This is a genomic window from Delftia sp. PX-1, assembly GCF_055797465.1.
The window spans coordinates 5,668,428-5,694,717 of the sequence record NZ_CP184763.1; the positions used below are offsets into that span (position 1 = coordinate 5,668,428).

The 26,290-nt window shown below is 66.3% G+C and carries 22 protein-coding genes; 12 read left to right on the top strand and 10 right to left on the bottom strand.

Annotated elements, in window-relative coordinates; translation table 11 throughout:
• Positions 1-30 precede the first annotated feature (30 nt).
• From ACN20X_RS25895 to ACN20X_RS25915, 5 genes are all read right to left on the bottom strand, one after another.
• A complete protein-coding gene (locus ACN20X_RS25895) occupies positions 31-1,053 on the bottom strand; it encodes a Tim44 domain-containing protein (RefSeq protein WP_016445672.1) in 1,023 nt (340 codons plus the stop codon).
• Positions 1,054-1,106: 53 nt separating this feature from the next.
• Complete coding sequence (gene ubiE / locus ACN20X_RS25900) at positions 1,107-1,838, bottom strand: bifunctional demethylmenaquinone methyltransferase/2-methoxy-6-polyprenyl-1,4-benzoquinol methylase UbiE (protein WP_012207259.1); 732 nt, start codon at positions 1,836-1,838, stop codon at positions 1,107-1,109.
• A gap of 239 nt (positions 1,839-2,077) precedes the next feature.
• Positions 2,078-2,500, bottom strand: coding sequence for a gamma-butyrobetaine hydroxylase family protein (locus tag ACN20X_RS25905; protein WP_016445670.1), 423 nt, complete (start codon positions 2,498-2,500; stop codon positions 2,078-2,080).
• A gap of 10 nt (positions 2,501-2,510) precedes the next feature.
• Positions 2,511-2,966, bottom strand: coding sequence for an HIT family protein (locus ACN20X_RS25910; RefSeq protein WP_017407144.1), 456 nt, complete (start codon positions 2,964-2,966; stop codon positions 2,511-2,513).
• The gene (locus tag ACN20X_RS25915) at positions 2,966-6,880 is read right to left on the bottom strand and encodes a DUF3683 domain-containing protein (RefSeq protein ID WP_473210019.1); all 3,915 of its coding nucleotides are present in this window, start codon (positions 6,878-6,880) and stop codon (positions 2,966-2,968) included. Before ACN20X_RS25915 ends, ACN20X_RS25910 begins: the two co-directional genes overlap by 1 nt.
• 421 nt (positions 6,881-7,301) lie before the next feature.
• Between ACN20X_RS25915 and ugpB the strand changes: the two genes are divergently transcribed.
• The 6 genes from ugpB (at position 7,302) to ACN20X_RS25945 (ending at position 15,012) form a co-directional block, all read left to right on the top strand.
• On the top strand, positions 7,302-8,606 hold the full coding sequence (gene ugpB, locus ACN20X_RS25920) for a sn-glycerol-3-phosphate ABC transporter substrate-binding protein UgpB (RefSeq protein ID WP_012207263.1): 1,305 nt from the start codon (positions 7,302-7,304) through the stop codon (positions 8,604-8,606).
• A 123-nt stretch (positions 8,607-8,729) separates the two neighbouring features.
• Positions 8,730-9,611 carry a sn-glycerol-3-phosphate ABC transporter permease UgpA gene (gene ugpA / locus ACN20X_RS25925; protein ID WP_016445667.1) on the top strand — a complete coding sequence of 294 codons (882 nt, stop codon included), beginning with the start codon at positions 8,730-8,732 and terminating at the stop codon, positions 9,609-9,611.
• Positions 9,612-9,613: 2 nt separating this feature from the next.
• Positions 9,614-10,462 (top strand): sn-glycerol-3-phosphate ABC transporter permease UgpE, encoded by an 849-nt coding sequence (gene ugpE / locus ACN20X_RS25930; RefSeq protein ID WP_016445666.1) that lies wholly within the window; start codon positions 9,614-9,616, stop codon positions 10,460-10,462.
• Positions 10,463-10,548: 86 nt separating this feature from the next.
• Positions 10,549-11,559, top strand: a complete 1,011-nt coding sequence (gene ugpC / locus ACN20X_RS25935; RefSeq protein ID WP_034364052.1) for a sn-glycerol-3-phosphate ABC transporter ATP-binding protein UgpC — start codon at positions 10,549-10,551, stop codon at positions 11,557-11,559.
• A gap of 90 nt (positions 11,560-11,649) precedes the next feature.
• Positions 11,650-12,414, top strand: a complete 765-nt coding sequence (ugpQ, locus tag ACN20X_RS25940) for a glycerophosphodiester phosphodiesterase (protein ID WP_473210020.1) — start codon at positions 11,650-11,652, stop codon at positions 12,412-12,414.
• Positions 12,415-12,567: 153 nt separating this feature from the next.
• Positions 12,568-15,012, top strand: coding sequence for a DUF3772 domain-containing protein (locus ACN20X_RS25945; protein WP_473210021.1), 2,445 nt, complete (start codon positions 12,568-12,570; stop codon positions 15,010-15,012).
• Here ACN20X_RS25945 and ACN20X_RS25950 read toward each other — a convergent pair.
• Both ACN20X_RS25950 and ACN20X_RS25955 read right to left on the bottom strand, forming a co-directional pair.
• On the bottom strand, positions 15,009-15,914 hold the full coding sequence (locus tag ACN20X_RS25950) for an N-formylglutamate amidohydrolase (protein ID WP_016451031.1): 906 nt from the start codon (positions 15,912-15,914) through the stop codon (positions 15,009-15,011). The two genes, ACN20X_RS25945 and ACN20X_RS25950, sit on opposite strands and share 4 nt — an antisense overlap.
• Positions 15,914-16,906, bottom strand: a complete 993-nt coding sequence (locus ACN20X_RS25955) for a tripartite tricarboxylate transporter substrate binding protein BugE (RefSeq protein WP_012207270.1) — start codon at positions 16,904-16,906, stop codon at positions 15,914-15,916. The genes ACN20X_RS25950 and ACN20X_RS25955 overlap by 1 nt, the downstream gene beginning before the upstream one ends.
• Before the next feature lie 148 nt (positions 16,907-17,054).
• On the opposite strand from ACN20X_RS25955, the gene ACN20X_RS25960 reads away from it, so the two are divergent.
• The gene (locus ACN20X_RS25960) at positions 17,055-17,978 is read left to right on the top strand and encodes a LysR substrate-binding domain-containing protein (protein ID WP_099732894.1); all 924 of its coding nucleotides are present in this window, start codon (positions 17,055-17,057) and stop codon (positions 17,976-17,978) included.
• Positions 17,979-18,033: 55 nt separating this feature from the next.
• Here ACN20X_RS25960 and ACN20X_RS25965 read toward each other — a convergent pair whose 3' ends face one another.
• On the bottom strand, positions 18,034-18,309 hold the full coding sequence (locus tag ACN20X_RS25965; RefSeq protein WP_310636692.1) for a hypothetical protein: 276 nt from the start codon (positions 18,307-18,309) through the stop codon (positions 18,034-18,036).
• 72 nt (positions 18,310-18,381) lie between these two features.
• Here ACN20X_RS25965 and hemA point away from each other — a divergent pair, with 72 nt between their 5' ends.
• From hemA to paeA, 5 genes are all read left to right on the top strand, one after another.
• The gene (gene hemA, locus ACN20X_RS25970) at positions 18,382-19,707 is read left to right on the top strand and encodes a glutamyl-tRNA reductase (protein WP_017405531.1); all 1,326 of its coding nucleotides are present in this window, start codon (positions 18,382-18,384) and stop codon (positions 19,705-19,707) included.
• A gap of 125 nt (positions 19,708-19,832) precedes the next feature.
• Positions 19,833-20,915 (top strand): peptide chain release factor 1, encoded by a 1,083-nt coding sequence (gene prfA, locus ACN20X_RS25975; protein ID WP_016445657.1) that lies wholly within the window; start codon positions 19,833-19,835, stop codon positions 20,913-20,915.
• A 10-nt stretch (positions 20,916-20,925) separates the two neighbouring features.
• Positions 20,926-21,783 (top strand): peptide chain release factor N(5)-glutamine methyltransferase, encoded by an 858-nt coding sequence (prmC, locus tag ACN20X_RS25980; protein ID WP_016445656.1) that lies wholly within the window; start codon positions 20,926-20,928, stop codon positions 21,781-21,783.
• 116 nt (positions 21,784-21,899) lie between these two features.
• A complete protein-coding gene (gene grxD / locus ACN20X_RS25985; RefSeq protein ID WP_012207276.1) occupies positions 21,900-22,223 on the top strand; it encodes a Grx4 family monothiol glutaredoxin in 324 nt (107 codons plus the stop codon).
• A gap of 212 nt (positions 22,224-22,435) precedes the next feature.
• Positions 22,436-23,809, top strand: a complete 1,374-nt coding sequence (gene paeA, locus ACN20X_RS25990) for a polyamine export protein PaeA (protein ID WP_016445655.1) — start codon at positions 22,436-22,438, stop codon at positions 23,807-23,809.
• A 52-nt stretch (positions 23,810-23,861) separates the two neighbouring features.
• Here paeA and ACN20X_RS25995 read toward each other — a convergent pair whose 3' ends face one another.
• Positions 23,862-24,515 carry a lytic transglycosylase domain-containing protein gene (locus ACN20X_RS25995; RefSeq protein ID WP_016445654.1) on the bottom strand — a complete coding sequence of 218 codons (654 nt, stop codon included), beginning with the start codon at positions 24,513-24,515 and terminating at the stop codon, positions 23,862-23,864.
• Positions 24,512-26,257, bottom strand: coding sequence for a proline--tRNA ligase (locus ACN20X_RS26000; protein ID WP_046238484.1), 1,746 nt, complete (start codon positions 26,255-26,257; stop codon positions 24,512-24,514). Before ACN20X_RS26000 ends, ACN20X_RS25995 begins: the two co-directional genes overlap by 4 nt.
• Between the last annotated feature and the right edge of the window lie 33 nt (positions 26,258-26,290).

The window sequence follows — 26,290 nt, forward strand, 5'->3', positions numbered from 1 at the left end:
AGTCCCCGATTATTCCCGAAGTGAGAGGAATTACTGCAATGCCTGGACTCCGGCGACCAGCCATCCGCTGCTGCCGCTCTTGGGCTTGGTCATGTTCCAGACTTCGCGGAAGGGTGTGGGACCTGCCGAGGCGTCCTCGCGGATCATGCCCGAGAATTCCACGCTGGCCATGTAGTCATTGCCCAGGTCCTCGATGCCCAGCAGCTGGGCGTCGATCATGACCACGTCGGTCTGGTTGGGCTGGCCGGGACGCTGGGCCTCGCGTTCGCTGAGCTGGCCACGGATCTCGGTCAGCATCTCGTCGGTCATCATGGCGCGCAGCGACGCGATGTCGGAGCGGTCCCAGGCCGATTGCAGCGTGACGAAGTTGCGCTTGGCAGCGGTGAGGAAGCCCTCGGTATCAAAGCCTTCAGGCACACCCCAGTTCTGCGAGCCTGCCAGGGCCGAGCCGATCTGCACGCCGGAGCCCGAGCCTGCAGCCAGGGCGGCCGGCTGATGGTTCTGCTCCCAGGGACGGGCCGATGCGTCGTTGCCGACCTTCTCGGGGTTGTACTGGCGTGCCAGCGGTGCGCTGTCCACGTTGCCACCGATATTGCCGGCACCGGCAGGCGCTGCGTTCTGGAAGGCAAAGGGGCTGGACGATGCCTGCTGCGCGCCAGCCGCTGCACGGCGCGAACGCATGACCATGCCCACCACCACCATGATGACCAGGGCCAGCAGGCCGATCAGCAGGAACTGGCCGAAGGCGGCGCCCAGGCCCAGCGAGCTCGCCAGCCAGGCCAGGCCCAGGCCAGCGGCCAGGCCGCCAAGCATGGCGCCCCAGGGCTTCTTGGCGGGAGCAGCTGCCGGTGCAGTGGCCGGCTTGCCTGCAGCGTTCTGTGTGGCGGCGTTCTGCGGCGGCGTGTTCTGTGTCGGCGCGCGCGCGGCTTCACGCTGCGTCACGTTGCTCGACTGCTTGCCCACCGATCCGCCACCGCCCATGCGCTTGGCGTCGGCCGTGCCGTGGACCACCACCAGCATCGCGACCAAGACCATAGACCATAGCTTTTTCATGTCATCTCCTCGAATAATCGTGTTGCCGTCACCTCACCGAGCACCTCACGCGCTCAGCACTTGATTCCCACATGCAGCGCGGCAATGCCGCCCGTCATGTTGTGATAGTCCACATGGCCGAAGCCGCATTCCTGCATCAGGCGCTTGAGATCTTCCTGGCCGGGGTGCATGCGGATGGACTCGGCCAGATAGCGGTAGCTGGCGTCATCGCCCGCCACGAGCTTGCCCATGGCCGGAAGAATCTTGAAGGAGTACCAGTCGTAGGCTTTCTCCAGGGGCTTGGCCACCTTGGAGAATTCCAGCACCAGCAGCTTGCCGCCGGGGCGCAGGACGCGGTTCATTTCCTTGAGCGCCGCATCCTTGTGCGTCATGTTGCGCAGGCCGAAGGCCACGCTGACCAGATCGAAATGGTTGTCCGGAAACGGCAGGGCCTCGGCATCGCAGACCATGGTGGGCAGGATCACGCCCTTGTTGATCAGCCGGTCCCGGCCCACGCGCAGCATGGCTTCGTTGATGTCGGTGTGCACCACTTGGCCCGTGGAGCCGACCTTCTTGGCGAAGGCCAGGGCCAGATCACCCGTGCCGCCCGCGATGTCCAGCGCCTTGTCGCCTTCCTTGAGATTGGCCACCATCACCGTATAGGCCTTCCAGGCACGGTGCAGACCACCCGACATCAGGTCGTTCATGACGTCGTAGCGCGAAGCGACCGAGTCGAACACGCCGCGCACGCGGCTGGCCTTCTCGCGCTCGTCCACCGACTGGAATCCGAAATGTGTGGTGCTCATAACAACGATGCTAAGCAAGCAGTAGTAATGCGTACAGCGACAACCCCGTGTGGCCACGGGCTTTGCCGGGCAAGGGTTATCAAGAACAAACAGCCTGAAACGCCTTCAAACAAAGACTTTCAAGCTATTTTTAATATAGCACCACCCCAAATAACCCTGTGCTGTGCAAAGGTCCTGAATGTGGCGCTGTGGGAACGGCGCGGCAGACGCCGCGCCCCGGCCCCTGCGTGCGTACTGCGTCAGTGGCTGCCGCAGCCGTGCCCGCCGCCGCCGGCCTTGCCGGGCATGGGGGTGTCGCGGTCCATGCCGGATTCCTGCAGGCGGTCCAGGTACTGGGTCCAGAACTCGTCCTGGCGGCGGCCCAGTTCGTAGAGGTATTCCCAGGTGTACAGGCCGCTTTCATGCCCGTCGCTGAAGAAGGGCTTGATGGCGTAGTTGCCCACGGGCTCGATGGCCGTGATGGCCACGTCGCGCTTGCCGGTCTGCAGCACTTCCTGGCCCGGGCCATGGCCTTGCACCTCGGCCGAGGGGGAGTACACGCGCAGCAGCTCGAAGGGAATGCGAAAGCTTGCGCCATCGGAATAGGCCACTTCCAGCACGCGCGATGCGCCGTGCACGGTCAGGGCTTCGGGAGTTGGGGTGTCAGGGGTCAGGCCGGCCATGCGGTGCTCCTCATTCAGTGGCGGGGTGCTGCTGCCAGGCATCGAGTGCCTGCGACAGCGCCGTGTCTATGGCTGGCAAGCGCGCTGCCACCTCGGCCTCGCGCTCGCCATTGCGCGGGCGCTGGGCAGCAGCCCAGACCGAGCCCGGGAAATGGCTGTCCCATTCGAAACGCGCAACCACATGCCAGTGCAGGTGCGGCACCATGTTGCCCAGCGCCGCCAGGTTGATCTTGGCCGGCGCAAGGCGCTCACGCAAGACGCGCTCGACCACGACCACGGCATCCATGCAGTGCTGGCGGTCGGCGGCATCCAGGTCGGAGAACTCGGCCACATGCGCATTCCAGACCACGCGGTAGAAGGCCGGGAAGCCCTCTTCCTGGGCGCGAATCACTCGCAGGCGCCGGCCGCGCCAGACGGGCAGGCCGCCTTCTGTGGCGCACAGGGGGCAGGAAGCGGAAGCAGCCATCAGACCAAAACCCGTTCGATGCCGCCGGCGTTGGCGCGCTGAACATATTCGGCCATCCAGTTCTCGCCCAGGATCTGGCGCGCCATCTCGACCACGATGTAGTCGGCCTCCAGCAGGCCGTTGTTCATGTCGCCGCCGTAGCGCGACAGGCCCTGCAGGCAGCTGGGGCAGCTGGTGAGGATCTTCACGTTGTCCTTCTCGGCCAGGGCGCCGCTGGCGCGCAGCGCGGCCTCGCCCTTCTTGAGTTCCTCTTCCTTGCGGAAGCGGATCTGCGTGGAGATGTCGGGGCGCGTGACGCCCAGCGTGCCCGATTCGCCGCAGCAGCGCTCGCTCTTGATCACGCCGTCGCCGACCAGGGCCTTGACGGTCTTCATGGGGTCCTGCAGCTTCATGGGCGAGTGGCAGGGGTCGTGGTAGAGGTAGCCCTCCTTGCCCTGCAGCGTCACGCCCTTTTCCAGCAGGTACTCGTGGATGTCGATGATGCGGCTGCCCGGGAAAATCTTGCCGAACTCGTAGCCCTGCAATTGGTCGTAGCAGGTGCCGCAGCTGACCACCACGGTCTTGATGTCCAGGTAGTTGAGCGTGGTGGCGACGCGGTGGAAGAGCACGCGGTTGTCCGTGATCATCTTCTCGGCCTTGTCGAACTGGCCGCTGCCGCGCTGGGGATAGCCGCAGCACAGGTAGCCCGGTGGCAGCACGGTCTGCACGCCGGCATGCCAGAGCATGGCCTGGGTGGCCAGGCCCACCTGGCTGAACAGGCGCTCGGAGCCGCAGCCGGGGAAGTAGAACACCGCCTCTGTGTCCGCGTTCGTGGTCTGCGGGCTGCGGATGATGGGCACGTAGTCCTTGTCCTCGATGTCCAGCAGGGCACGCGCCGTCTTGTTGGGCAGGCCGCCCGGCAGCTTCTTGTTGACGAAGTGGATCACCTGCTCCTTGAGCGGCGCACGCCCCACCGAGGCCGGCGGATGCTGGGTCTGCTTCCTGGCCAGGCTGTGGAGCACGTCGGAGGCCAGGCGCTGGGCCTTGAAGCCCACGCCGACCATGGCCGAACGCATGAACTTGATGGTGTCCGGATTGGTGGCGTTGAGCATGGCCATGGCCAGCTTGTTGCCGGGCCGGAAGCTCTTCTTGTCCATCTTGCGCAGCAGATTGCGCATGTTCATGGTCACGTCGCCGAAGTCGATCTTCACCGGGCAGGGGTTGAAGCACTTGTGGCAGACCGTGCAGTGGTCCGACACGTCCTCGAACTCCTGCCAGTGGCGCAGCGACACGCCGCGGCGCGTCTGCTCCTCGTACAGAAAGGCCTCGACCAGCAGCGAGGTCGCCAGGATCTTGTTGCGCGGGCTGTACAGCAGGTTGGCGCGCGGCACATGGGTGGCGCACACGGGCTTGCACTTGCCGCAGCGCAGGCAGTCCTTGACCGAGTCGGCAATGGCGCCGATGTCGCTTTGCTGCATGATCAGCGACTCGTGCCCCATCAGGCCGAAGCTGGGCGTGTAGGCGTTGGTCAGGTCGGCGAACATCAGCGATTCGCGCGGCGAGCGGCCGTCATGACTCTGGCCCACCACGGCCTGCAGCTTCTCGTTGCGGATCAGCTTGCCCTTGTTGAAGCGGCCTTCGGGGTCCACGCGCTGCTTGTAGGCGGCAAAGGGCGCCAGTTCGTCGTCGCTGAGGAATTCCAGCTTGGTGATGCCGATGCCGTGCTCGCCCGAGATCACCCCGTCCAGATGGCGGGCCAGCACCATGATGCGCGCCACGGCCTCATGGGCGGTCTGCAGCATCTCGTAGTCGTCGCTGTTGACCGGAATGTTGGTGTGCACGTTGCCGTCGCCGGCGTGCATGTGCAGCGCCACCCAGACACGGCCCTTGAGCACGCGCTGGTGAATGGCATTGACTTCGGCCAGCAGCGGCTGGAAGGCCGCGCCCGCGAAGATCTGGGCCATGGGCGCCTTCAGCTGGGTCTTCCAGCTCGCGCGCAGCGTGTGATCCTGCAGTTGCTGGAAGAGGTTTTCCACGTTGTCCAGCCAGCCCTGCCACAGCGTGCGCACGTCGGCCACCAGGGCCAGGGCCTGCTGCACGCGGTCCTCCAGCAGTTCGGCCGAAGGGATGTCGCCCGCATCGTCCTGCTTGCCCAGGGGCAGGTCGCCGTGCTGGAAGAAGTCCGTCAACGCGTCGCACAGCTTGAGCTTGTTGCGCAGCGACAGTTCGATGTTGATGCGCTCGATGCCGTCCGTGTACTCCCACATGCGGGGCAGCGGGATCACCACGTCTTCGTTGATCTTGAAGGCGTTGGTGTGGCGCGAGATGGCGGCCGTGCGCTTGCGGTCCAGCCAGAATTTCTTGCGCGCCTCGGCGCTGACGGCGGTGAAGCCTTCACCGTTGCGCGAGTTGGCGATGCGCACCACCTCGGCGGCCACGCGGGCCACATCGTCGGCGTTGTCGCCGGCAATGTCGCCCAGCAGCACCATCTTGGGCAGATGGCCGTTGCCCTTCTTGCTCTTGGTGGCGTAGCCCACGGCCTTCAGGTAGCGGTCGTCCAGGTGCTCCAGGCCGGCCAGCAGCACGCCCGAGCGCTTTTGCTCGGCGAACATGAAGTCCTTGATCTCGACGATGCTGGGCACGGCGTCCTTGGCGTTGCCGAAGAACTCCATGCAGACCGTGCGCGTGTGCTCGGGCATGCGGTGCACCACCCAGCGCGCGCTGGTGATCAGGCCGTCGCAGCCTTCCTTCTGGATGCCGGGCAGGCCCGACAGGAACTTGTCGGTCACGTCCTTGCCCAGGCCTTCCTTGCGGAATTTCTGGCCGGGAATGTCCAGCCGCTCGCTGCGGATGGGGGTCTTGCCGTCGGCCTCGAAGTACTGCAGCTCGAAGCTGGCCATCTCGGCGTCATGGATCTTGCCGAGGTTGTGGCCCACGCGCGTGACTTCCAGCCACTGCGCATCGGGCGTGACCATGCGCCAGGACACCAGGTTGTCCAGCGCCGTGCCCCAGAGCACGGCCTTCTTGCCGCCCGCATTCATGGCGACGTTGCCGCCGATGCACGAGGCCTCGGCCGATGTGGGGTCCACGGCGAAGACGAAGCCCGCGCGCTCGGCCGCATCGGCCACGCGCTGCGTGACCACTCCGGCCTCGGTGAAGATGGTGGGCACCTCGTGGTCCACGCCGGGGATGCGGCGCATCTCCACCTCCGTCATGGCCTCGAGCTTTTCGGTGTTGATCACCACGCTGCGCCAGGTCAGCGGGATCGCGCCGCCCGTGTAGCCCGTGCCGCCGCCGCGCGGAATGATGGTCAGGCGCAGCTCGATGCAGGCACGCACCAGGGCGGCCATCTCGGCTTCGGTATCGGGGGTGAGCACGACGAAGGGATACTCGACGCGCCAGTCGGTGGCGTCCGTCACATGGGCCACGCGCGACAGGCCGTCGAACTTGATGTTGTCCTTGGCCGTGTGGCGGCCCAGGCTCTTTTGCACCCGGCGGCGCAGTTGCTCGGCCTCAACGAAGGTGGCGTTGAACTCATGCACGGCGCGGCGCGCCGCATCGACCAGTTGGCCCACCAGCGCATCGCGCACGAGGTCCTGCTGCGGAGCACGGCGCTTGTCGATCTCGCCCAGGCGGTGCTCCAGTGCTTCCACCAGCGCCTTGCGGCGATCGGGGCTGTGCAGCAGGTCGTCCTGCAGGTAGGGATTGCGCTGGACGACCCAGATGTCCCCCAGCACCTCGTAGAGCATGCGGGCTGAGCGGCCCGTGCGCCGCTCCTGGCGCAGCTGGTTGAGCACATCCCACATGGAAGTACCCAGCAGGCGGATCACGATCTCGCGATCGGAAAACGAGGTGTAGTTGTAGGGAATCTCTCGCAGACGTGCAGGTTCGGCTGCCTGTGCCTGCAGGGCCGCCAACGCAATCGGTACATTCATGGGGGTAGACCGTGTCTGGCGCTCTAGGGGCGCCGCTAAGCCAAGTGGGAGCGCAATTTTAAGCGAGCCCCTCGAAGGCCCGCTTCCTACGGGGCTCTGGGCTGCTCGCCGTCTTGCCCTGAGACGCCAGCCCTCGCCAACACCACGGGGCAGACACGCCCCGGCGAACAGGCCTTATACAGAAAGAGCACAAACGAGCCAATACGAACAACCCGTGCTTTTGAAACGAAATGGTATTGACCTAAAATAGCGCCGCTTCGCGTGTCATTTTTTGTCACACGACTGACATACGGGACCAGCGGCTCACCGGGTTTGGCCTGTAGTGCGGTAAGAAGCATCCGAAAACAATGACACAGACATGTCATGCCCCTGCCTTACCGTGGCAGCGGTCTGAAACCGTCACCGAACTAGAGGAGTCCTCATGCAACTGAAGCAACTGGCCATGGCGGCCGCGATCGCGGCCACCACCATCTCGGCACAAGCCCAAACCGAAATCCAGTGGTGGCACTCGATGAGCGCGGCCCTGGGCGACTGGGTGAACGACCTGGCCAAGGAGTACAACGCCAGCCAGACCCAGTACAAGATCGTGCCGACCTACAAGGGCCAGTATGACGAGTCCATGACAGCTGCCATCGCCGCGTTCCGCGCCGGCAATGCACCTGACATCCTGCAGGTCTTCGAAGTGGGCACGGCCACCATGATGGCCTCCAAGGGTGCCGTGGTTCCGGTCACCAAGGTCATGAACGACGGCGGCTTCAAGTTCGACCAGGGCGAGTACATCTCCGCCGTGGCCGGCTACTACACCGCCCCCAACGGCCAGATGATGAGCTACCCGCTCAACAGCTCGACCACCATCTTCTACTACAACAAGGACGCCTTCAAGAAGGCGGGCCTGGACGAGAACAAGCCGCCCAAGACCTGGCCCGAAGTGTTCGCCGCCGCTGAAAAGCTCAAGGCCTCGGGCCACCGCTGCGCACTGACCACGAGCTGGATGAGCTGGACCCAGCTGGAGAGCTTCTCGCTGTGGCACAACACCCTGTACGCGACCAAGAACAACGGCTTTGACGGCACCGATGCCAAGCTGGTGTTCAACTCGCCGCTGCACGTCAAGCACTTCGAGAACCTGGCCAAGGCCGCCAAGGACGGCAGCTTCGTCTACAAGGGCCGCGGCAACGTGCCCGACGCCGCCTTCGCTTCCGGCGAGTGCGCGATGATCACGGGCTCCTCCGGCCTGTACGCCCGCGTGGTCAAGGAAGGCAAGTTCGCCTTCGGCCAGTCGCAGCTGCCCTACTACGCCGATGTGAAGGGCGCCCCCCAGAACACGGCCATCGGCGGTGCTTCCCTGTGGGTGATGGCTGGCAAGAGCGCCGAACGCTACAAGGGCGTGGCTGACTTCTTCAACTTCCTGAACAACACCAAGATCCAGGCCGCCAGCCACCAGCGCACCGGCTACCTGCCCGTGACCACCGCTGCGTACAAGCTGACCGAGGCTTCGGGCTTCTACGAAAAGCATCCCGGCACCGACACCGCCGTGACGCAGATGATCCGCAAGACCACCGACAAGTCGCGCGGCATCCGCCTGGGCAACTTCGTTCAGATCCGCACCATCATCGATGAGGAAACCGAACAGATCTGGACCGGCAAGAAGACTCCCCAGCAGGCACTGGACACCGCTGTCACCCGTGGCAACGAGCAACTGGGCCGCTTCGCCCGGGCCAACAAGTAATCCTCCCATGTGATCTGCGGTGTGGCCGCTGCGCAGGCAGCCCGCACCGTGCATCACAGGCCCGCAACCGGCGGCCCCACGGCCATCCGGTTTGCGGGCTGTTTTGTTCTACCGAGTTCCGTCATGGAAAAACGCGTTCTTTTTCGATCCGCCTGGCTGCCGTGGCTGCTGATAGCACCACAGATGGTCATCGTGCTGGTCTTCTTTTTCTGGCCCGCAGGCCAGGCCATCGTGCAGTCTTTCCAGGCGCAGGATACGTTTGGCTTTTCCACCGAATGGGTGGGCTTCGCCAACTTCCAGCATCTGCTGGATGACCCTGCCTACCTGGCCTCGTTCAAGACCACGGCCATCTTTTCCCTGCTGGTGGCGGTGTTCGGCATCGCGCTGTCGCTGATGCTGGCCATTTTTGCGGACCGCGTGATCAAGGGTGCGCTCGCCTACAAGACCGCCTTGCTGCTGCCCTATGCGGTGGCGCCCGCCGTGGCAGGCGTGCTGTGGGTGTTCATGTTCTCGCCGTCCATCGGCGTCGTGGCCTATGCGCTGCGCATGATCGGCTATGACTGGAACCACCTGCTGAACTCCGGCAACGCCATGACGCTGATCGTCATCGCCGCGATCTGGAAGCAGATCTCCTACAACTTCCTGTTCTTCCTTGCGGGCCTGCAGTCCATCCCCAAGTCGCTGATCGAGGCCGCCGCCATCGACGGCGCGGGCCCCATGCGCCGCTTCTGGGACATCCAGTTCCCGCTGCTGTCGCCCACCACTTTCTTCCTGCTGGTGATGAACGTGGTCTATGCCTTCTTCGACACCTTCGGCATCGTGGACGCCACGACCCAGGGCGGTCCGGGCCAGGACACCTCCATCCTGGTCTACAAGGTCTATCACGATGGCTTCAAGGCCATGGACATGAGCGGCTCGGCTGCCCAATCCGTCGTGCTGATGGTGATCGTGGTTGCACTCACCGTGATCCAGTTCCGCTATGTTGAGAAGAAAGTGCAGTACTGATCATGGTTGAACGCAGTCCTCTTCTGACCTTTTTCTCGCACCTGATCATGGTGCTGGGCGTGTTGATCGTCGGCTTTCCGCTGTACCTGGCCTTCGTGGCCTCCACGCACACGCCGCAGGACATCATCCAGGTGCCCATGCCCCTGGTGCCCGGCAGCAACTTCTGGGAAACCTACAAGGCCGCGCTGTTCGGCGGCTCGGGCCCTGGCTCCAGCGCGCCCGTGGCACGCATGATGTGGATCAGCTTCGTCTCGGCCATGGTGATCACCGTGGGCAAGATCGCGATCTCGCTGCTGTCGGCCTTCGCACTGGTGTACTTCCGCTTCCCGTTCAAGAAGATCTGCTTCTGGCTGATCTTCGTGACCCTGATGCTGCCCGTGGAAGTGCGCATCGGCCCCACCTACGAAGTCGTCTCCACGCTGGGCATGCTCAACAGCTACGCCGGCCTGACGATTCCGCTGATCGCCTCGGCCACGGCCACCTTCCTGTTCCGCCAGTTCTTCCTGACGGTGCCGGACGAGCTGGTGGAGGCCGCCCGCATCGATGGCGCCGGCCCCATGCGCTTCTTCAAGGATGTGCTGGTGCCGCTGTCCAAGACCTCGATCGCGGCGCTGTTCGTGATCCAGTTCATCTACGGCTGGAACCAGTACCTGTGGCCGCTGCTCGTGACCACCTCGGAAGACATGTACCCCGTGGTCATCGGCATCAAGCGCATGGTGGCCAGCGGCGATACCGGCAACGACTGGAACGTGGTGATGGCGACGGCCCTGCTGGCCATGCTGCCGCCCGCTGCCGTGGTGATCCTGATGCAGCGCTGGTTCGTCAAGGGCCTGGTGGACACCGAAAAGTAAGCCGTCCACCGCCCCCACCCACCGTATAGAACCCCGCAGAGCAAGCGCCAGCGCCCTTCGCTCTGCGACTCAACCAGAATCTTCGTATGGCATCCATTTCCTTTCGCAACCTGATCAAGCGCTACGGCCACGGCCCGTCGGCCAACCAGGTACTGCACGGCGTCAACGCCGAAATCCAGGACGGCGAGTTCGTCGTCATCGTCGGCCCTTCGGGCTGCGGCAAGTCCACCCTGCTGCGCATGGTGGCGGGCCTGGAAGAGATCTCCGACGGCCAGTTGCTGATCGGCGACAAGGTCGTCAACGACGTGGAACCGGCCAAGCGCGACATCGCCATGGTGTTCCAGAACTATGCGCTGTACCCGCATATGTCGAACTACGAGAACATGGCCTACGGCCTGAAGATCGCCAAGGTGCCGCCCGAGGAGATCAAGCGCCGCGTGGACAAGGCCGCCAAGATCCTGGAGCTGTCGCACCTGCTGGACCGCAAGCCGCGCCAGCTGTCGGGCGGCCAGCGCCAGCGCGTGGCCATGGGCCGTGCCATCGTGCGCCAGCCCAAGGTCTTCCTGTTCGACGAGCCGCTGTCCAACCTGGACGCCAAGCTGCGCGGCCAGACCCGCATCGAGATCCAGAAGCTGCACGCCGAGCTGGGCATCACCAGCCTGTTCGTGACCCACGACCAGGTCGAGGCCATGACCCTGGCCCAGCGCATGATCGTCATGAACGGCGGCGTGATGGAGCAGTTCGGCACGCCCGAAGAGGTCTACCACACGCCCGCCTCCACCTTCGTGGCCAGCTTCATCGGCTCGCCCCCGATGAACCTGCTCAAGAACGCGCCCGGCGGCACGACCGGCCGCATCCTGGGCATCCGCCCCGAGCACCTGGTCGTCGTCAACGAAGGCGGCTGGGAAATCAAGGTGGACACCGTGGAAATGCTGGGCGCCGAGCGCCTGGTCTATGGTTCGCTCAATGGCGAGACGATGACGGTACGCATCGACGAAGGCGCGCCCTTCCCCAAGTCCGGCGAGACCATGCGCGTGCGTCCTTCCGAAGAGCGTCGCCTGCACTGGTTCGACGCAGAAAGCGGCAAGCGGATCTGATCCCCTGAAGGCCGGCTCTCCGACCTTTTCCAAGAGAGCCCCAGAGGCTCTCTTTTTCCATCCAAGCTCCCTTCTTTTGACGGACTCGCCATGACCGAGAACCTGAAATCCTGGCCCTACCCCCTGTGGGTGGCCCACCGTGGCGCCGGCAAGCTGGCGCCCGAAAACACCATGGCCGCTTTCCGCCTGGGCGCCGCGCACGGCTATCGCATGTTCGAGTGCGATGCCAAGCTGTCTGCCGACGGCGTGCTGTTCCTGATGCACGACGCCACGCTGGAGCGCACCACCAACGGCCACGGCACGGGTGGCGACCTGTCCATGGGCGAGATCGCCCAGCTCGACGCCGGCAGCTGGCATTCGCGCGCCTACGGGGGCGAGGCCCTGCCCACGCTGGAAGCCCTGGCGCGCTGGTGCCTGGCCAACCACTTTTTCCTGAACGTGGAGATCAAGCCCACGCCCGGCCAGGAAGAGGCCACGGGCCGCGCCACGGGCGAGCTGATGAACCGCATCTGGCCCAGGGACCGCATCCAGCCGCTGTTCACCTCGTTCAAGACCGATGCGCTCAAGGGCGCACGCGACACGGCACCGCACATTCCGCGGGGCCTGCTGGTGGACAAGCTGGCCGATGCCACGGGCGACGCCGACCTGCGCACCGCGCTGGACCTGGGCTGCGCGGCCATGGTGCTCAACCATGCGCTGTGGGATGCCGCTCTGGTCGCCAAGGTGCATGGCGCGGGCCTGCGCTGCAGCAGCTATACGGTCAACGATGAATGGGCCGCGCAGCGCCTGATCGACCTGGGCACGGACGGCGTCATCACCGACCGTGTCGATATGTTCAGTCCCGCATCGCGCTGAGACGGCTGCCGGCTGGCGGGGCCGGACCTTTGGAAACAACCGTCGCGGCGGCCCGCCGCACAATGTGCGTCCATGACACCGCCCCGCCCGTGCCCTCTCCCGCTGCGCCCTAGGTGGGCGCAGGCCCTGCGCCAATGCCTGGCCACCGGTCTGATGGTCCTGGCCATGCTGGTCCTCACCGTGCCCGCTCCGGCCCATGCGCAGGACCGCACGGCAGCGGCGGCCACGGCGGCGCCCGACGGCCGGCCCGCCCTGCCCAGCGTGGACGATCTGCGCAAGCAGCTGGACGCCATTCCCCGCAAGCTGGCCGAGGACGATGACGGCCGCAAGCTGCTGGACGAGGCTGCGGCCATTGGCACGGCGGCCGACCAGGTGGCGGCCCGCCGCACCGAGGAACTGGCCGACATCGATTCACGCCTGGCCGGCCTGGGCCCCGCGCCCGAAAAAGGCGCCCCTGCCGATGCGCCCGATGTGGCCGAGCAGCGCGCCAGCCTGGCCAGGCAGCGCAGTGCCGTGGATTCCGAACTCAAGCTCGCGCGGCTGGTGTCGGTCGATGCCGACCAGCGCGGCAACGAGCTCATACGCCAGCGCCGCGAACAATTCCAGGCCGCACTGACGGCCCGCACCGACTCGCCGCTGGGCCGACCTTTCTGGCGCAACCTGCGCGCTGCCGCGCCTTTGGACGCGGCGCGCCTGCAGGGCCTGGGGCGCGAGCTGCGCCAGGCCGTCGCTTCCACCATGGCGTCCGATCGCCGGGGCGGCTTCATCGCCAGCCTGGCCGCCGCCTTGCTGATCGTCCTGCTCGGCCCCTGGCTGGCCGAGCGTCTGCTGGTGCGCGCCGCGCCCGCACGCCTGCCCAGCGGCCGCCTGCGCCGTTCGTTGCGCGCGGCGGCCACCGTGCTGATCAACACGCTGCTGATCGGCCTGGCAGCGCAACTGGCCTGGAGCGTGCTCAAGGCCGGCGATGGCTTCAGCGAATCGCTGGATGCGCTGGCCAAGGCCAGTGTGCAGGTCACGCTGTTCGGCGCCTTCGTGGTGTCGCTGGGCCAGACCCTGCTGTCGCGCAGGCGCAGTTCCTGGCGCCTGCCCGGCGTGTCGGACGAGCTGGCCGAGCGGCTCAGCCCCTATCCCTGGTGGATTGCCGCCGGAGCCGCGCTCAACGGCCTGGTGACCGAAGTCAACGCCATCATCGGCGCCAGCCTGGCCGCCGAGGTCACGGTGCACGCCCTGTCGGCCCTGCTGATTTCGGCCGTGGTCATGCTGGCCCTGCGGCATCTGCGCGCGCCGGCGCCGGTCGCGCAGGAAGACGGCGCCCAGGCAGAGCCTGCGCCGCCCCGGCCCTTGTGGGTGGGGCTGCTTGTGGCCTGCGCGGCGGTGGCCAGCATTGCCACCATTGCGCTGGCCGTGACCGGCTACGTGGCGCTGGCCGGAACGCTGGCGCGCCAGATGGTGTGGACCGGCGTGGTGTTCGCCACCACCTACCTGCTGTTCCAGCTGGGCGACGATCTGTGCGAGGCCCTGCTGTCGTCCAAGGGCAGCTTCGGCACCCGGCTGAACCAGAGCCTGGGCATCGAGGGCCGGCTGCTGGACCAGGCCTCGGTCCTGGTCTCCGGCCTGCTGCGCGTGGCCCTGTTGTTCTACATGGTGATCGCTTTGCTGGCGCCGCTGGGCACGGGGCCGGACGAGGTGTTTCGCCGCGGCAGCACGGTGAACCACAGCCTCAAGGTGGGCGACTTCACCATGGCGCCGCAGGCCCTGTTCACCGCATTCGCCGTGATCGTCACCGGCCTGATCGTGATCCGCGTGATCAAGCGCTGGCTGACGGACCGCTACTTCCCCAACACCTCGCTGGAGCCTGGCATGCGCAGCTCCATCACCACGCTGCTGGGCTATGTGGGCGGCATCTTCGTGGTGGCCGTGGCGCTGGCGGGGCTGGGCATCAGCGTGGAGCGCATCGCCTGGGTGGCCAGCGCGCTGTCGGTGGGCATTGGCTTCGGCCTGCAGGCCATCGTGCAGAACTTCATCTCGGGCCTGATCCTGCTGGCCGAGCGGCCCGTCAAGGTGGGCGACTGGGTGGTGCTGGGCGATACCGAGGGCGACGTGCGCCGCGTCAACGTGCGCGCGACCGAGATCCAGCTGGGCGACCGCTCCACCGTCATCGTGCCCAACTCGGAATTCATCACCAAGACCGTGCGCAACATGACGCTGGCCGGCGCGCCCGGGCGGGTGCTGCTGCGCCTTCCCGCACCGCTGGACACCGATGCCGAGCGCATGCGCACCCTGATCCTGGAAGCCTTTCGCGCGCATGAAGGCATCCTGGACACGCCCGAGCCCCTGGTGCAGCTCGAAGGCATCGCCAACGGCACGCTGACCTTCCTGGCCATCGGCTACGTCGGCAATCCGCGCAATGCGGGTGGCGTGCGCAGCGATGTGCTGTTCAGCATCCTGGCCTCGCTCAAGGGCGCAGGCCTGTACCTGTCACCACCGGCCACCACCTCGGTGGCGGCACCCGTGGTGACAGGTACGCCGGGCACGCCGGGCACGCCGGGCACGCCGGGCACGCCGACCATGCCCGGTGATCCGGCCAGCCCGGGCTAGCCGCGCCTTGCCATTTCCGATCGCACATGCGCCGCGACCACGGCCATCAGCTCACGCAGATGGCCGCGCAGCGGCTCGAATCCCGCATTGGGCTCGCGCGTGTCCTCGTCCATGTAGACCGGGCGGCGGATCTCGATCTGCAGGCTGTGCCGGCCCAGGTGCGGCTGGCCTATGCGCCCGATCAGCTCCACGCCCTTGTAGGGCTCGTTGTAGGCCACGCTGTAGCCAAAGCCCGCCAGCGTCTCGCCCACCAGCTGGATGAACTCGGGCGCGCAGGTCGTGCCGTCGCGGTCGCCCAGCACGAAGTCGGCCAGCGGCGGCGCGTCGGTACGGCCCAGGCGCTTGTAGACATCGTTGGGCATGGAGTGCAGGTTCAGGTGCCAGACGCCGCCAAAGCGCTGCACGCTGCCATCGATGGCCTGCGCCAGCGCCGCATGGTAGGGGCGCCAGTAGCGCGCGATGCGGTGCTCCACCTCGGCCACCGTGCGCGGACGGTCATACAGCGGCGTTGCCACGCCGTCGCGGCTGATGCGCTGCCAGATCAGGCCCAGGCCCTGGCGCGTCTTGACGCTGGGCGCCAGGGGCACGGGCCACTGGCCGTCGATCTGGGCCGGGTCCAGGTCGGCCTCGCTGCGGTTGGGGTCGATGTAGGTGCGCGGAAAGGTGGCCTCGATCAGCGTCGCGCCATGCGCGGGCCACCGGTCCCAGAGCGCGGCCACATGCGTGTCCTCGCCACGGCGCAGCAGGGACATGGGCACGGCATGGCCGAAATCCTCGGGATAGGACGTGCCGCTGTGCGGCGAGTCGCAGACGATGGGCAGCACCTCGCCGGTGGCGGGATGCACCACGACCGGGGTGTCCGGCCGGGGGCGCAGGAAATCGGTCTGTGCCATGCGGTCCATCAGTCGAGCTTGATGTTGGCGCGCTTGGCCACGGCCGTGTAGCGCTCGATGGCGGCCTTGATCTGCTTGGCAAATTCCTCGGGCGTGTTGCCCATGGACTCGCCCGAGATGGATTTTTGCTTTTCCAGGTAGTCAGGCATGGCCATGGCCTTGTGCGCAGCCGCATTGAGCTTGTCGATGATGGGGCGCGGCGTGCCGGCAGGTGCGACCAGGCCGAACCAGCCGCCGTCGCCCATCTGCGGGAAGCCCAGCTCGGTGTAGGTGGGCACGTCGGGCAGCACGTCGGCGCGCTTGAAGGCCAGCACGGCCAGCGGGCGCAGCTTGCCGTCCTTGATATGGGGCAGCGTGGAGGGCAGGTTGTCCGTCATGGCATTGACCTGGCCGCCCAGCGCGTCGGTGATGGCCTGGCCCGCACCCTTGTAGGGGATGTGCAGCAGGTCGATACCGGCCAGGTTCATGAAATTCTCGATGTTGGCGTGGCCCAGGGAACCTGTGCCCGGCGAGGCAAAGCTGTACTTGCCCGGGTTGGCCTTGGCCAGGGCGATGAACTCCTTCATGGTCTTGGCGGGCACGCTGGCGTTGATCACGAACACGCTGGGCACGGACATCACATTGGTGATGGGCGCGAAATCCTTGATCGGGTCGTAGGGCAGCTTGCGGAAGATGGCCGGGTTGGAGCCATGCGTGCTCACCGTGGCCATGCCGATGGTGTAGCCATCGGCCGCAGCACGCGCAATTTCGGAGGCGCCAATGGAGCCGCCCGCCCCGCCCCGGTTGTCCACCACCACGGACTTGCCCAGGATCACGCTCATCTTCTCGGCCAGCAGACGCGCCACCATGTCGGTGGAGCCGCCCGCACCAAACGGCACGACCAGGCGGATCGGCCGGCTGGGATAGTCGGCAGCCGGGCCCTGGGCCCAGGCGACGGGAGCCAAAAGAGCAGTGGCGGCGCAGGCGGCCAGGCTGGACAACAGGGTGCGGCGCATTGCCATGGTGTGTTTCCTCTCGTGATGGATGAAAGAGCGGCCTGCGGCAGGGCAGGGCTTCGCGGAACAGGCGCCGATTCTGGACAGCCGCCGCACGCGCGAAAAGAGACAAGACGGCAAGCAACTATGACAAACCGTCATAATTGCGCCCGTCATGCGCATGCACTCTCCCTCGCTTTCCGAGCTGCACGCCTTTGCGGCGGCGGCGCGCCTGGGCAGCTACTCGCTGGCAGCCCAGGAGCTGTATGTCACCCAGGGCGGCATCAGCCGCGCCATCGCCCGGCTGGAAGAGCACCTGGGCTTTGCCCTTTTCGAGCGCCAGGGCCGGCGCAGCGTGCTGACCGAGGCTGGCCGTGAATATCTGCAGGCCGTCGAGCCTGCCGTCCAGTCCATCGAATCGGCCTCGGCCGCCGCACGCAGGCGCCACTTCGGCCCGCAACTGCGGTTGTCGGTGGTGCCCACGCTGTTCAGCCACTGGCTGATTCCACGCCTGCCGCGATTCAATGCCCTGCATCCGGGCATCGTCCTTTCGTTTGCCCCCTATCGGCGCGATGACCCGCTGTCCGCCGCCGAGATAGACGGCTGGCTGCGCGTGGGCAGCGAGCCCTGGCCCGCCCATGTGGTGGCCGACTATGTAGTGGGCCGCGATCTGGTGCCCATCTGCCATCCGCGCGAATTGCAGGGCCCGCAAGCCATTCGCAGCGCAGCGGATGTGCTTGCGCGCCCCTTGCTGTTTCACACCAACTATCCGGGCAACTGGGCGCGCTGGATGAGCCACCTCGGCCTGCCCGGGCCCTGCCCCGCGCCTGCAGCGGACTTCGAACTGGTGGCCCTGCTGGTCCAGGCCGTGGCCGCAGGCATGGGCGTGGCCCTGGTGCAGCGCTGCCTGGTGGAGGAAGACCTGGCCGCCGGCCGCGTGGCCCTTGCCTTGCCTGCACCCGTCCACATCGAACGCGGCTACTTTCTGTGCCGGCCGGCCGCGCGGGCGCCTTCCGAAGCCTTTGTGCAGTTCCGCGCATGGCTGCTGGAGCAGGCCGCGCCGGGTGCCGTGCCTCCAGCCGCAGTCTCAGGCCCCTGATCGCCGGGAGAAACGCCCTCTTCCGTTGATCTGCATCAATCTTTGCTGTCGGCCATCAGCGCCAGCCGCGCGAAAGCACCCACTGGCAAAGCGCCATCACGAGGACCAGGGCGGTGTAGGTGGCCATCTTTGCATCGCGCCCGAACCACCACAAACCGGCCAGCAGCACCAGCGCACCAACAACCAAATTGATAGCAACCTGCAACCACCAGGCAAGAGATTGCTGCGATTTTCCATAGATCAAAAGCGCGCAGAACATCAGGGCCGGCGACAGGAAAAGTGCAGGCGCCAGGAAGTTCAGCCAATGATTCGTACTCGCAATCCATCCCATCTGCGGGCTCCGATTCCAGGGTGTTGTGATCAGGGATGCCTGAAACTGCGCGAAATTTTATAATCCCGGGTTATGGCAGTCTGGGCACTCGGCATCAACCACCACACGGCTCCGCTTGATATGCGGGGACGTTTCGCGTTCGCGCTTGACCAGATCGTGCCCACGCTGCAGGGCCTGCGCGAATCGCTGACCGGCCCCGGCCGCCAGCACAGCGCCGTCGAGACCGCCATTCTCTCCACCTGCAACCGTACCGAGATCTACTGCGCGGCCGAAATGCCGGCCATGGACCATACGCTGCACTGGCTGGCCAACAGCGGCGGCATCTCGTCCGAACTGCTGCGCTCGCACTCCTATCTGCTGGAAGACGGCCATGTGGCGCGCCATGCCTTCCGCGTGGCCAGCGGGCTCGATTCCATGGTGCTGGGCGAGGCCCAGATCCTGGGCCAGATGAAGAATGCCGTGCGCGCCGCAGAGAACGCAGGCGCCCTGGGCAGCACGCTGAACCAGCTGTTCCAGCGCAGCTTCGCGGTGGCCAAGGAAGTGCGCAGCTCCACCGAAATCGGTGCCCACAGCATCAGCATGGCCGCTGCCGCCGTGCGGCTGGCCGGCCAGCTGTTCGAAGACCTCTCCCAGATCCGCGTGCTGTTCGTGGGCGCGGGCGAGATGATCGAGCTGGTCTCCACCCATTTCGCGGCCCGCCACCCCAAGCAGATCATGATCGCCAACCGCACGCTGGAGCGCGGCGAAAAGCTGGCCGCCCAGTTCGGCGCCGGCACCATGCGGCTGGCCGACTTGCCCGAGCATCTGCATGAATACGATGCCGTGATCAGTTGCACGGCCTCCAGCCTGCCCATCATCGGCCTGGGCGCCGTGGAAAGCGCGCTCAAGAAGCGCAAGCACCGCCCCATGTTCATGGTCGATCTGGCCGTGCCCCGCGATATCGAATCCGAGGTCAAGGACCTGCGCGACGTCTACCTCTACACCGTGGACGATCTGGCCACCGTGGTGCGCACGGGCCAGGCCCAGCGCCAGGCAGCGGTCGAGCAGGCAGAAGTCATCATCGACCACGGCGTGCAAAGCTTCATGCACTGGCTGGACCAGCGCCGCCCGCAGGCCGGTGTGGTGCCGCTGATCCGCCAGCTCAACACCCAGACCGACGAATGGCGTGCGCTGGAGATTGCACGGGCCAAGAAGCTGCTGGCCAAGGGCGAGGACATAGACACCGTGCTGGAGGCCCTGTCGCGCGGCCTCACGCAGAAAATGCTGCACGGCACCCTGGCCGAGCTGCACAAGGGTGACGCCGACCAGCGCACCCAGACCATGGACACGGTCTCGCGCCTGTTCCTGCGCTCCGCGCCAGGCGGTCCGCGCGGCACAACTCCCGACAAGGCGCTCTAGCGGCGCTCGCCCCCTTCAGAGAGCCGCGCGCCCGCGGGTCTCTGGCGCCTCGGCCCACTTCCGGCCACCTCGTTCCCCCGCCGCAGCGCTGCCCCGCGCAGCCCTTCGCACCATCGCCTCACACCATGCAAGACTTTCTGCGCCAACAACTGGAGCGCTACGCCCAGCGCCTTGAAGAACTCGACTTCCTGCTCTCGCGCGAAGACATCATGGGCGACATGAAGCAGTACCGTGCCATCTCGCGCGAGCATGCCGATGTGACGGCCATTGCCGGCCGCTATGCACGCTACCGCCAGCGCGAGGCCGATCTGGCCTCTGCCAGGGACATGCTGGATGATCCCGACATGGAGGAAATGGCGCGCGAGGAAATCTCCGGCGCAGAGATCGAGCTGGTGCAGCTGGAAGATGAACTGCAGCGCCTGCTCCTGCCCAAGGACCCCGATGACGCGCGCAACGCCTACCTGGAAATCCGCGCGGGCACGGGTGGCGATGAATCTGCCCTGTTCGCAGGCGATCTGGCACGCATGTACACGCGCCACTGCGACGCCGTGGGCTGGAAGGTCGAGATCATGAGCGCCAACGAAAGCGAGCTGGGCGGCTACAAGGAAGTGGTGCTGCGCGTGGAAGGCACCGACGTCTATGGCCGCCTGCGCTTCGAATCCGGTGGCCACCGCGTGCAGCGCGTGCCTGCCACCGAGACCCAGGGCCGCATCCACACCAGTGCCTGCACCGTGGCCGTCATGCCCGAGCCCGACGAAACCCAGGCCATCACGCTCAACCCGGCCGACCTGCGCATCGACACCTTCCGTGCCAGCGGCGCCGGAGGCCAGCACATCAACAAGACCGACTCGGCCGTGCGCGTGGTCCACCTGCCCACGGGCATCGTCGCCGAGTGCCAGGACGGCCGCAGTCAGCACAGCAACAAGGCCAAGGCCCTGCAGGTGCTGCAGGCGCGCCTGCAGGAAAAGGAGCGCAGCGAGCGCGAGGCCAAGGAGGCCGCGCTGCGCAAGGGCCTGATCGGCAGCGGCGACCGCAGCGACCGCATCCGCACCTACAACTTCCCCCAGGGCCGGCTCACCGACCACCGCATCAACCTCACCATCTACAAGCTGCTGGCCGTGATGGAAGGCGACCTGGGCGACGTGCTCGACGCGCTGCAGGCCGCACGCGAGGCCGAACTGCTGGCCGAGCTGCAGGTCAACAGCTGAGGCGCGGGCCATGGCCAACCTACCCACCATCAAAGAGGCTCTGCAGCACTCCCAGGCCCAGGGGCTTGCGCGCATCGACGCGCAAATGCTGCTGCTGCATGTGCTCGGACGCCAGGCCGGCGGCCGCGCCTGGCTGCTCACCCACGACGGGGACGCGCTGACCGCGCCCCAGGCCGGCGTCTATGCCGCGCTGTGCACACGCCGACTGAGCGGGGAGCCCGTCGCCTACCTGGTGGGCCACAAGGAGTTCTACGGGCTGGATCTGGCCGTGGACGCACGCGTGCTCGACCCTCGCCCCGATACCGAAACCCTGGTGGACTGGGCGCTGGAGCTGATACCCGCCCAGGCCCCGAGCGGCCCCGCATGCCGTGTGGCGGATCTGGGCACCGGCAGCGGAGCGATTGCCCTGGCCCTGCAGAGCCAGCGCCCCGGCGCCACCGTGTGGGCCGTGGATGCCAGTGCCGACGCGCTGGCCGTGGCCAGCGCCAATGCCACGCGCCTGCAGCTGGGCGTGCGGTTTGCGCATGGCAGCTGGCTGGAGCCGCTGGCAGGCCAGGCGCCGTTCAACCTCATCGTCAGCAATCCGCCCTATATCCGCGACGACGATCCGCACTTGCTGGCGTTGGAGCATGAGCCGCTGTCGGCTCTGGCCAGCGGCGCCGATGGCCTGTCCGACATCCGCGCCATCGTCGCGCAGGCGCCTGCGCTGCTGGCCAGCGGCGGCTGGCTGCTGCTCGAGCATGGCTGGGACCAGGCCGATGCCGTGGCCACCCTGCTGCGCAGCGCCGGCTTTGAGAGCGTGCAACACCGCCACGACCTGGGCGGCATCGCCCGCTGCACGGGCGGGCAATGGACAGCGCAAGCCTGAGCTCGGGTCCGGGCGCAGCATTCCCGCATGCTTTCAAAGTCCGCGCCGAGAGTGAAATAATCCCAACCATGCCGCCGCGCCTGCGGCGCCCACCACGACCCCGGAGCACCACACAGATGAGCGACACCCAGCAACGCATCGACCAACTGGTCAAAAGCAACAACATCCTGCTGTTCATGAAGGGCAGCGCCAGCTTTCCCATGTGCGGTTTCTCGGGCCGCGCCATCCAGATTCTCAAGGCCTGCGGCGTGGAGACCAAGGACATCTCCACCGTCAACGTGCTCGAGGACCAGGAAATCCGCCAGGGCATCAAGGACTACAGCAACTGGCCCACGATCCCCCAGCTCTACGTGCAGGGCGAGTTCATCGGCGGCTCGGACATCATGATGGAGATGTACGAATCCGGCGAGTTGCAGCAGCTGCTGGCACCCAAGGCCTGAGTTCGCAGGCTTGCGACTCGCGCGCAGCAACCCGCCTGCGCCCGCTGCTGCGCAGAATCAAGCCACCCTTGGGTGGCTTTTTTTCGCCCGTGCCGGACTGCCAGCGCACTGCCCGGGCATGCCACAAGGCCAGGGGCATGTGATGTGTGGTCGAATGGACACATCTTTCACATCCGGAAAACCGCGCCTGCGCCCGCTTCTCCGCCTTGCCTATGAGTCTGTCCCAAAGTCTGCTGTTGATCGTCGCACTGATACTGACCAGTGCCTTCTTCTCCGTGGCCGAGATCTCGCTGGCCGCCTCGCGGCGCCTGCGGCTTCGGCAGATGGCGGAGGACGGGGAGCCACGCGCCGAACAGGTCATGAAGATGCAGGCCCAACCGGGCGAGTACTTCACGGTCACGCAGATTGGGCTGAATGCCGTCGCCATCCTGGGCGGCGTGGTGGGCGAAGGGGCATTGACGCCCTATCTGGCCGAATTGCTCATGCTCTGGCTGCCCGAGAGCCGGGCACAGACCGTGGGCTTTCTGCTCTCGTTCGCCACCGTCACCTCGCTGTTCATCCTCTTTGCCGACCTGCTGCCCAAGCGCCTGAGCATGGCCGAGCCCGAAGCCCTGGCCATCCGCGTGCTGCGCCCCATGCTCTGGTGCATGGCCGTGCTCAAGCCGCTGGTCTGGTGCTTCAACCACCTGGCGGACGCCGTTGCCAAGCTCTTAGGCCTGCCCACGGTGCGCGACGACCGCATCACGCACGAAGACATCCTGGCCATGACCGAAGCTGGCGCGCGCGCCGGCGTGCTGGCCGCGAAGGAGCAGCAGGTGATCGCCAACCTGTTCGAGCTGGACTCGCGCACCATCGGCTCGGCCATGACGCAGCGCGACCGCATCGCCTACTTCCACCGTGACGACCCCGACGAACTGATCCGGGTCCGCATTGCCGAAGAACCTTTTTCCACCTACCCCGTCTGCGATGGCGACATCGACCACATCGTCGGCTATGTCGATGCCAAGGACCTGTTCCAGCGCGCGCTGAACAACCAGCCCCTGTCGCTCATGGACGACTCCCTGGTGCACAAGGTGCTGGTCGTGCCGGACCGCCTGACGCTGGCCGAGGTGCTGGAGCAGTTTCGCCAGGTGCATGAGGACTTTGCCGTCATCGTCAACGAATACAGCCTGGTGGTCGGCGTGGTCACGCTCAATGACGTGATGAGCACGGTGATGGGCGGCCTGGTCAGCCCGGGCGACGAGGAGCAGATCCTGCGCCGCGACGAGAACTCCTGGCTGATCGACGGCGTCACGCCGGTCGAGGATGTGATGCAGGCCCTGGAACTCGACGAGCTGCCCCACGCCGAGGACTACGAGACCCTGGGCGGCTTCCTCATGGTGATGCTGCGCCGCATTCCCAGGCGCACCGACACCGTGCAATGGGGCGGCTACCGTTTCGAGGTCATGGACGTGGACAGCTACCGCATCGACCAGGTGCTGGTCACGCGCATGTCCGCCAGCAGCCCGGCCGCGCCGCCCAACGCCGGCGACACGGCAGCGGCCGTGGCCAAGGTATCCAGCATGTCGTCGGAGACGTCGTCCTGACGGGCAACGCAGAACAGCAGCCGCGCAGCCGCTCGGCGGCGCTGCGCGGCCCTCAAGCCGAGCGCGAGGGCTCTATCTCCCAGCGCCGCTGCGCAGCGAACACCGCATTCGGGTACTGGGGCTGTCCCCGGCTGCCGTTGTAGCGGCCCAGCGCCATGTAGGCATCGCCTTTTTCGCGGTCCAGATAGTGGCGCAGGATCACGCAGCCAAAGCGCAGATTGGTCTGCATGTGAAACAGCTTGCCGATGTCTCCATCGCCGATCAGCCGCATCCAGAACGGCATGATCTGCATGTAGCCGCGTGCACCCACGCTGGAGATGGCGAACTTGCGGAACGCGCTCTCCACCTGCACCAGCCCCATCACCAGAGAGACTTCCAGGCCGGCACGCTTGGACTCGTACCAGACGGTTTGCAGGAACTCCAGCCTCGTCGCCAGCTCCGGCTTGCGCGAACGCAGGCGCTCGCTGCTGGCCGTGAGCCAGCGAAGGTAGTCCAGCCGGGCCTCGGTGGAGGCAAAGCGCAGCTCGGGCGGCGCCGATCCAGTGACGGCGGAACTCAGCGCAGTGCGCACCGAATCGGCCAGCGGCTCCTCCAGCTGGCCACCGGCCCAGGCGGGCGCGGCCAGCCCGCCGAGCAGCGGTGCCGAGCCCAGCGAAGCCGCCAGGCGCAGGCAATCGCGTCGCGTCACCACGGGCGCCTGGCTCACAGGCCCAGCCTTTGCTTGAGATGGCCCAGCACATCGGCGGCGGCCAGCTTGGTCGCTTCCGTGTCGCGGCGATGCTGGTACTCGAGCTGTCCTTCCTTGAGGCCCCGGTCGGACAGCACCACGCGGTGCGGCACGCCAATCAGCTCCCAGTCGGCAAACATGGCGCCCGGACGTTCGCCACGATCGTCCAGGATCACGTCCACACCCAGTGCCAGCAGCTCGGCATGCAGCTTCTCGGCAGCTTCCTTCACGGGTTCGCTGCGGTCCATGCCGATGGGGCAGACCACCACGGTGAAGGGCGCAATCGCGTCGGGCCAGATGATGCCGCGCTCGTCATGGTTCTGCTCGATGGCTGCAGCGGGCAGGCGCGTCACGCCAATGCCGTAGCAGCCCATTTCAAACAGCGAGGGCTTGCCATTCTCGGCCAGGAAGGTGGCGTTCATGGCCTGGGAGTACTTGGTACCCAGGTAGAACACATGGCCCACTTCGATGCCACGCTCGATGGCCAGCTCGCCCGCACCATCAGGAGACTTGTCGCCAGCCACCACGTTGCGCAGGTCGGCCACCACATCAGGCTCGGGCAGGTCGCGGCCGAAGTTCACGCCGGTGATGTGGAAGTCGGCCTCGTTCGCGCCGCAGACCCAGTCGGCCATCACGGCCACCTCGCGGTCAACGACCAGCTTCACGGGCTTCTTCAGGCCGATGGGCCCCAGATAGCCGGGCTGGCAGCCGAAGTGCTCCTCGATTTCGGCCACAGTGGCAAAGCGGAAGCCCACGTCCAGGCCCGGCACCTTGGCCACCTTGATCTCGTTCATTTCATGATCACCGCGCAGCAGCAGCAGCCAGATCTGGCTGCCTGCCACCTCGCCCTTGTCGTCGAGCTTGTCGGTGGCCAGCACCAGGGACTTCACCGTCTGCGACAGCGGCAGGCCCAGCTGGGATGCGACAGATTCGCAGGTGCTGTTGCCGGGCGTCGCCACCTTGGTCATCGCCTGGGCCGCAGCGGGACGGGGACCCGCAGGCGCCAGGGCCTCGGCCTTTTCGATATTGGCGGCGTAGTCGCTGCTGGGGCAGTAGACGATGGCGTCCTCGCCCGTGGAAGCGATGACCTGGAATTCCTCGCTCAGATCGCCGCCGATGGCACCGCTGTCTGCACGCACGGCACGGTACTGCAGGCCGAAGCGGTCGAAGATGCGCTTGTAGGCCGCGCGCATGGTCTGGTAGCTGACCTGGGCCGCATCACGGTCCTTGTCGAAGGAATAGGCGTCCTTCATGATGAACTCGCGGCCACGCATCAGGCCAAAGCGCGGGCGGCGCTCATCGCGGAACTTGGTCTGGATCTGGTAGAAATTCTTGGGCAGCTGCTTGTAGCTCTTGAGCTCCTGGCGCGCGATGTCCGTCACCACCTCTTCGCTGGTGGGCTGGATCACGAAGTCGCGGCCATGGCGGTCCTTGATGCGCAGCAGCTCGGGGCCCATCTTCTCGAAGCGGCCGGTCTCCTCCCACATCTCTGCAGGCTGGACCACGGGCATGGTCACCTCCACGGCACCGGCACGGTTCATTTCCTCGCGCACGATGGCCTCGACCTTGCGGATCACCCGCAGCCCCATGGGCATGTAGTTGTAGATGCCTGCACCCAGCTTCTTGATCAGGCCGGCCCGCATCATGAGCTTGTGGCTGACCACTTCGGCGTCGGCCGGAGCTTCCTTGAGGGTGGAGATGAAAAATTGGGAGGCTTTCATGGATCAGGGGCTTCGCGGGAATCGGGGCAGCGT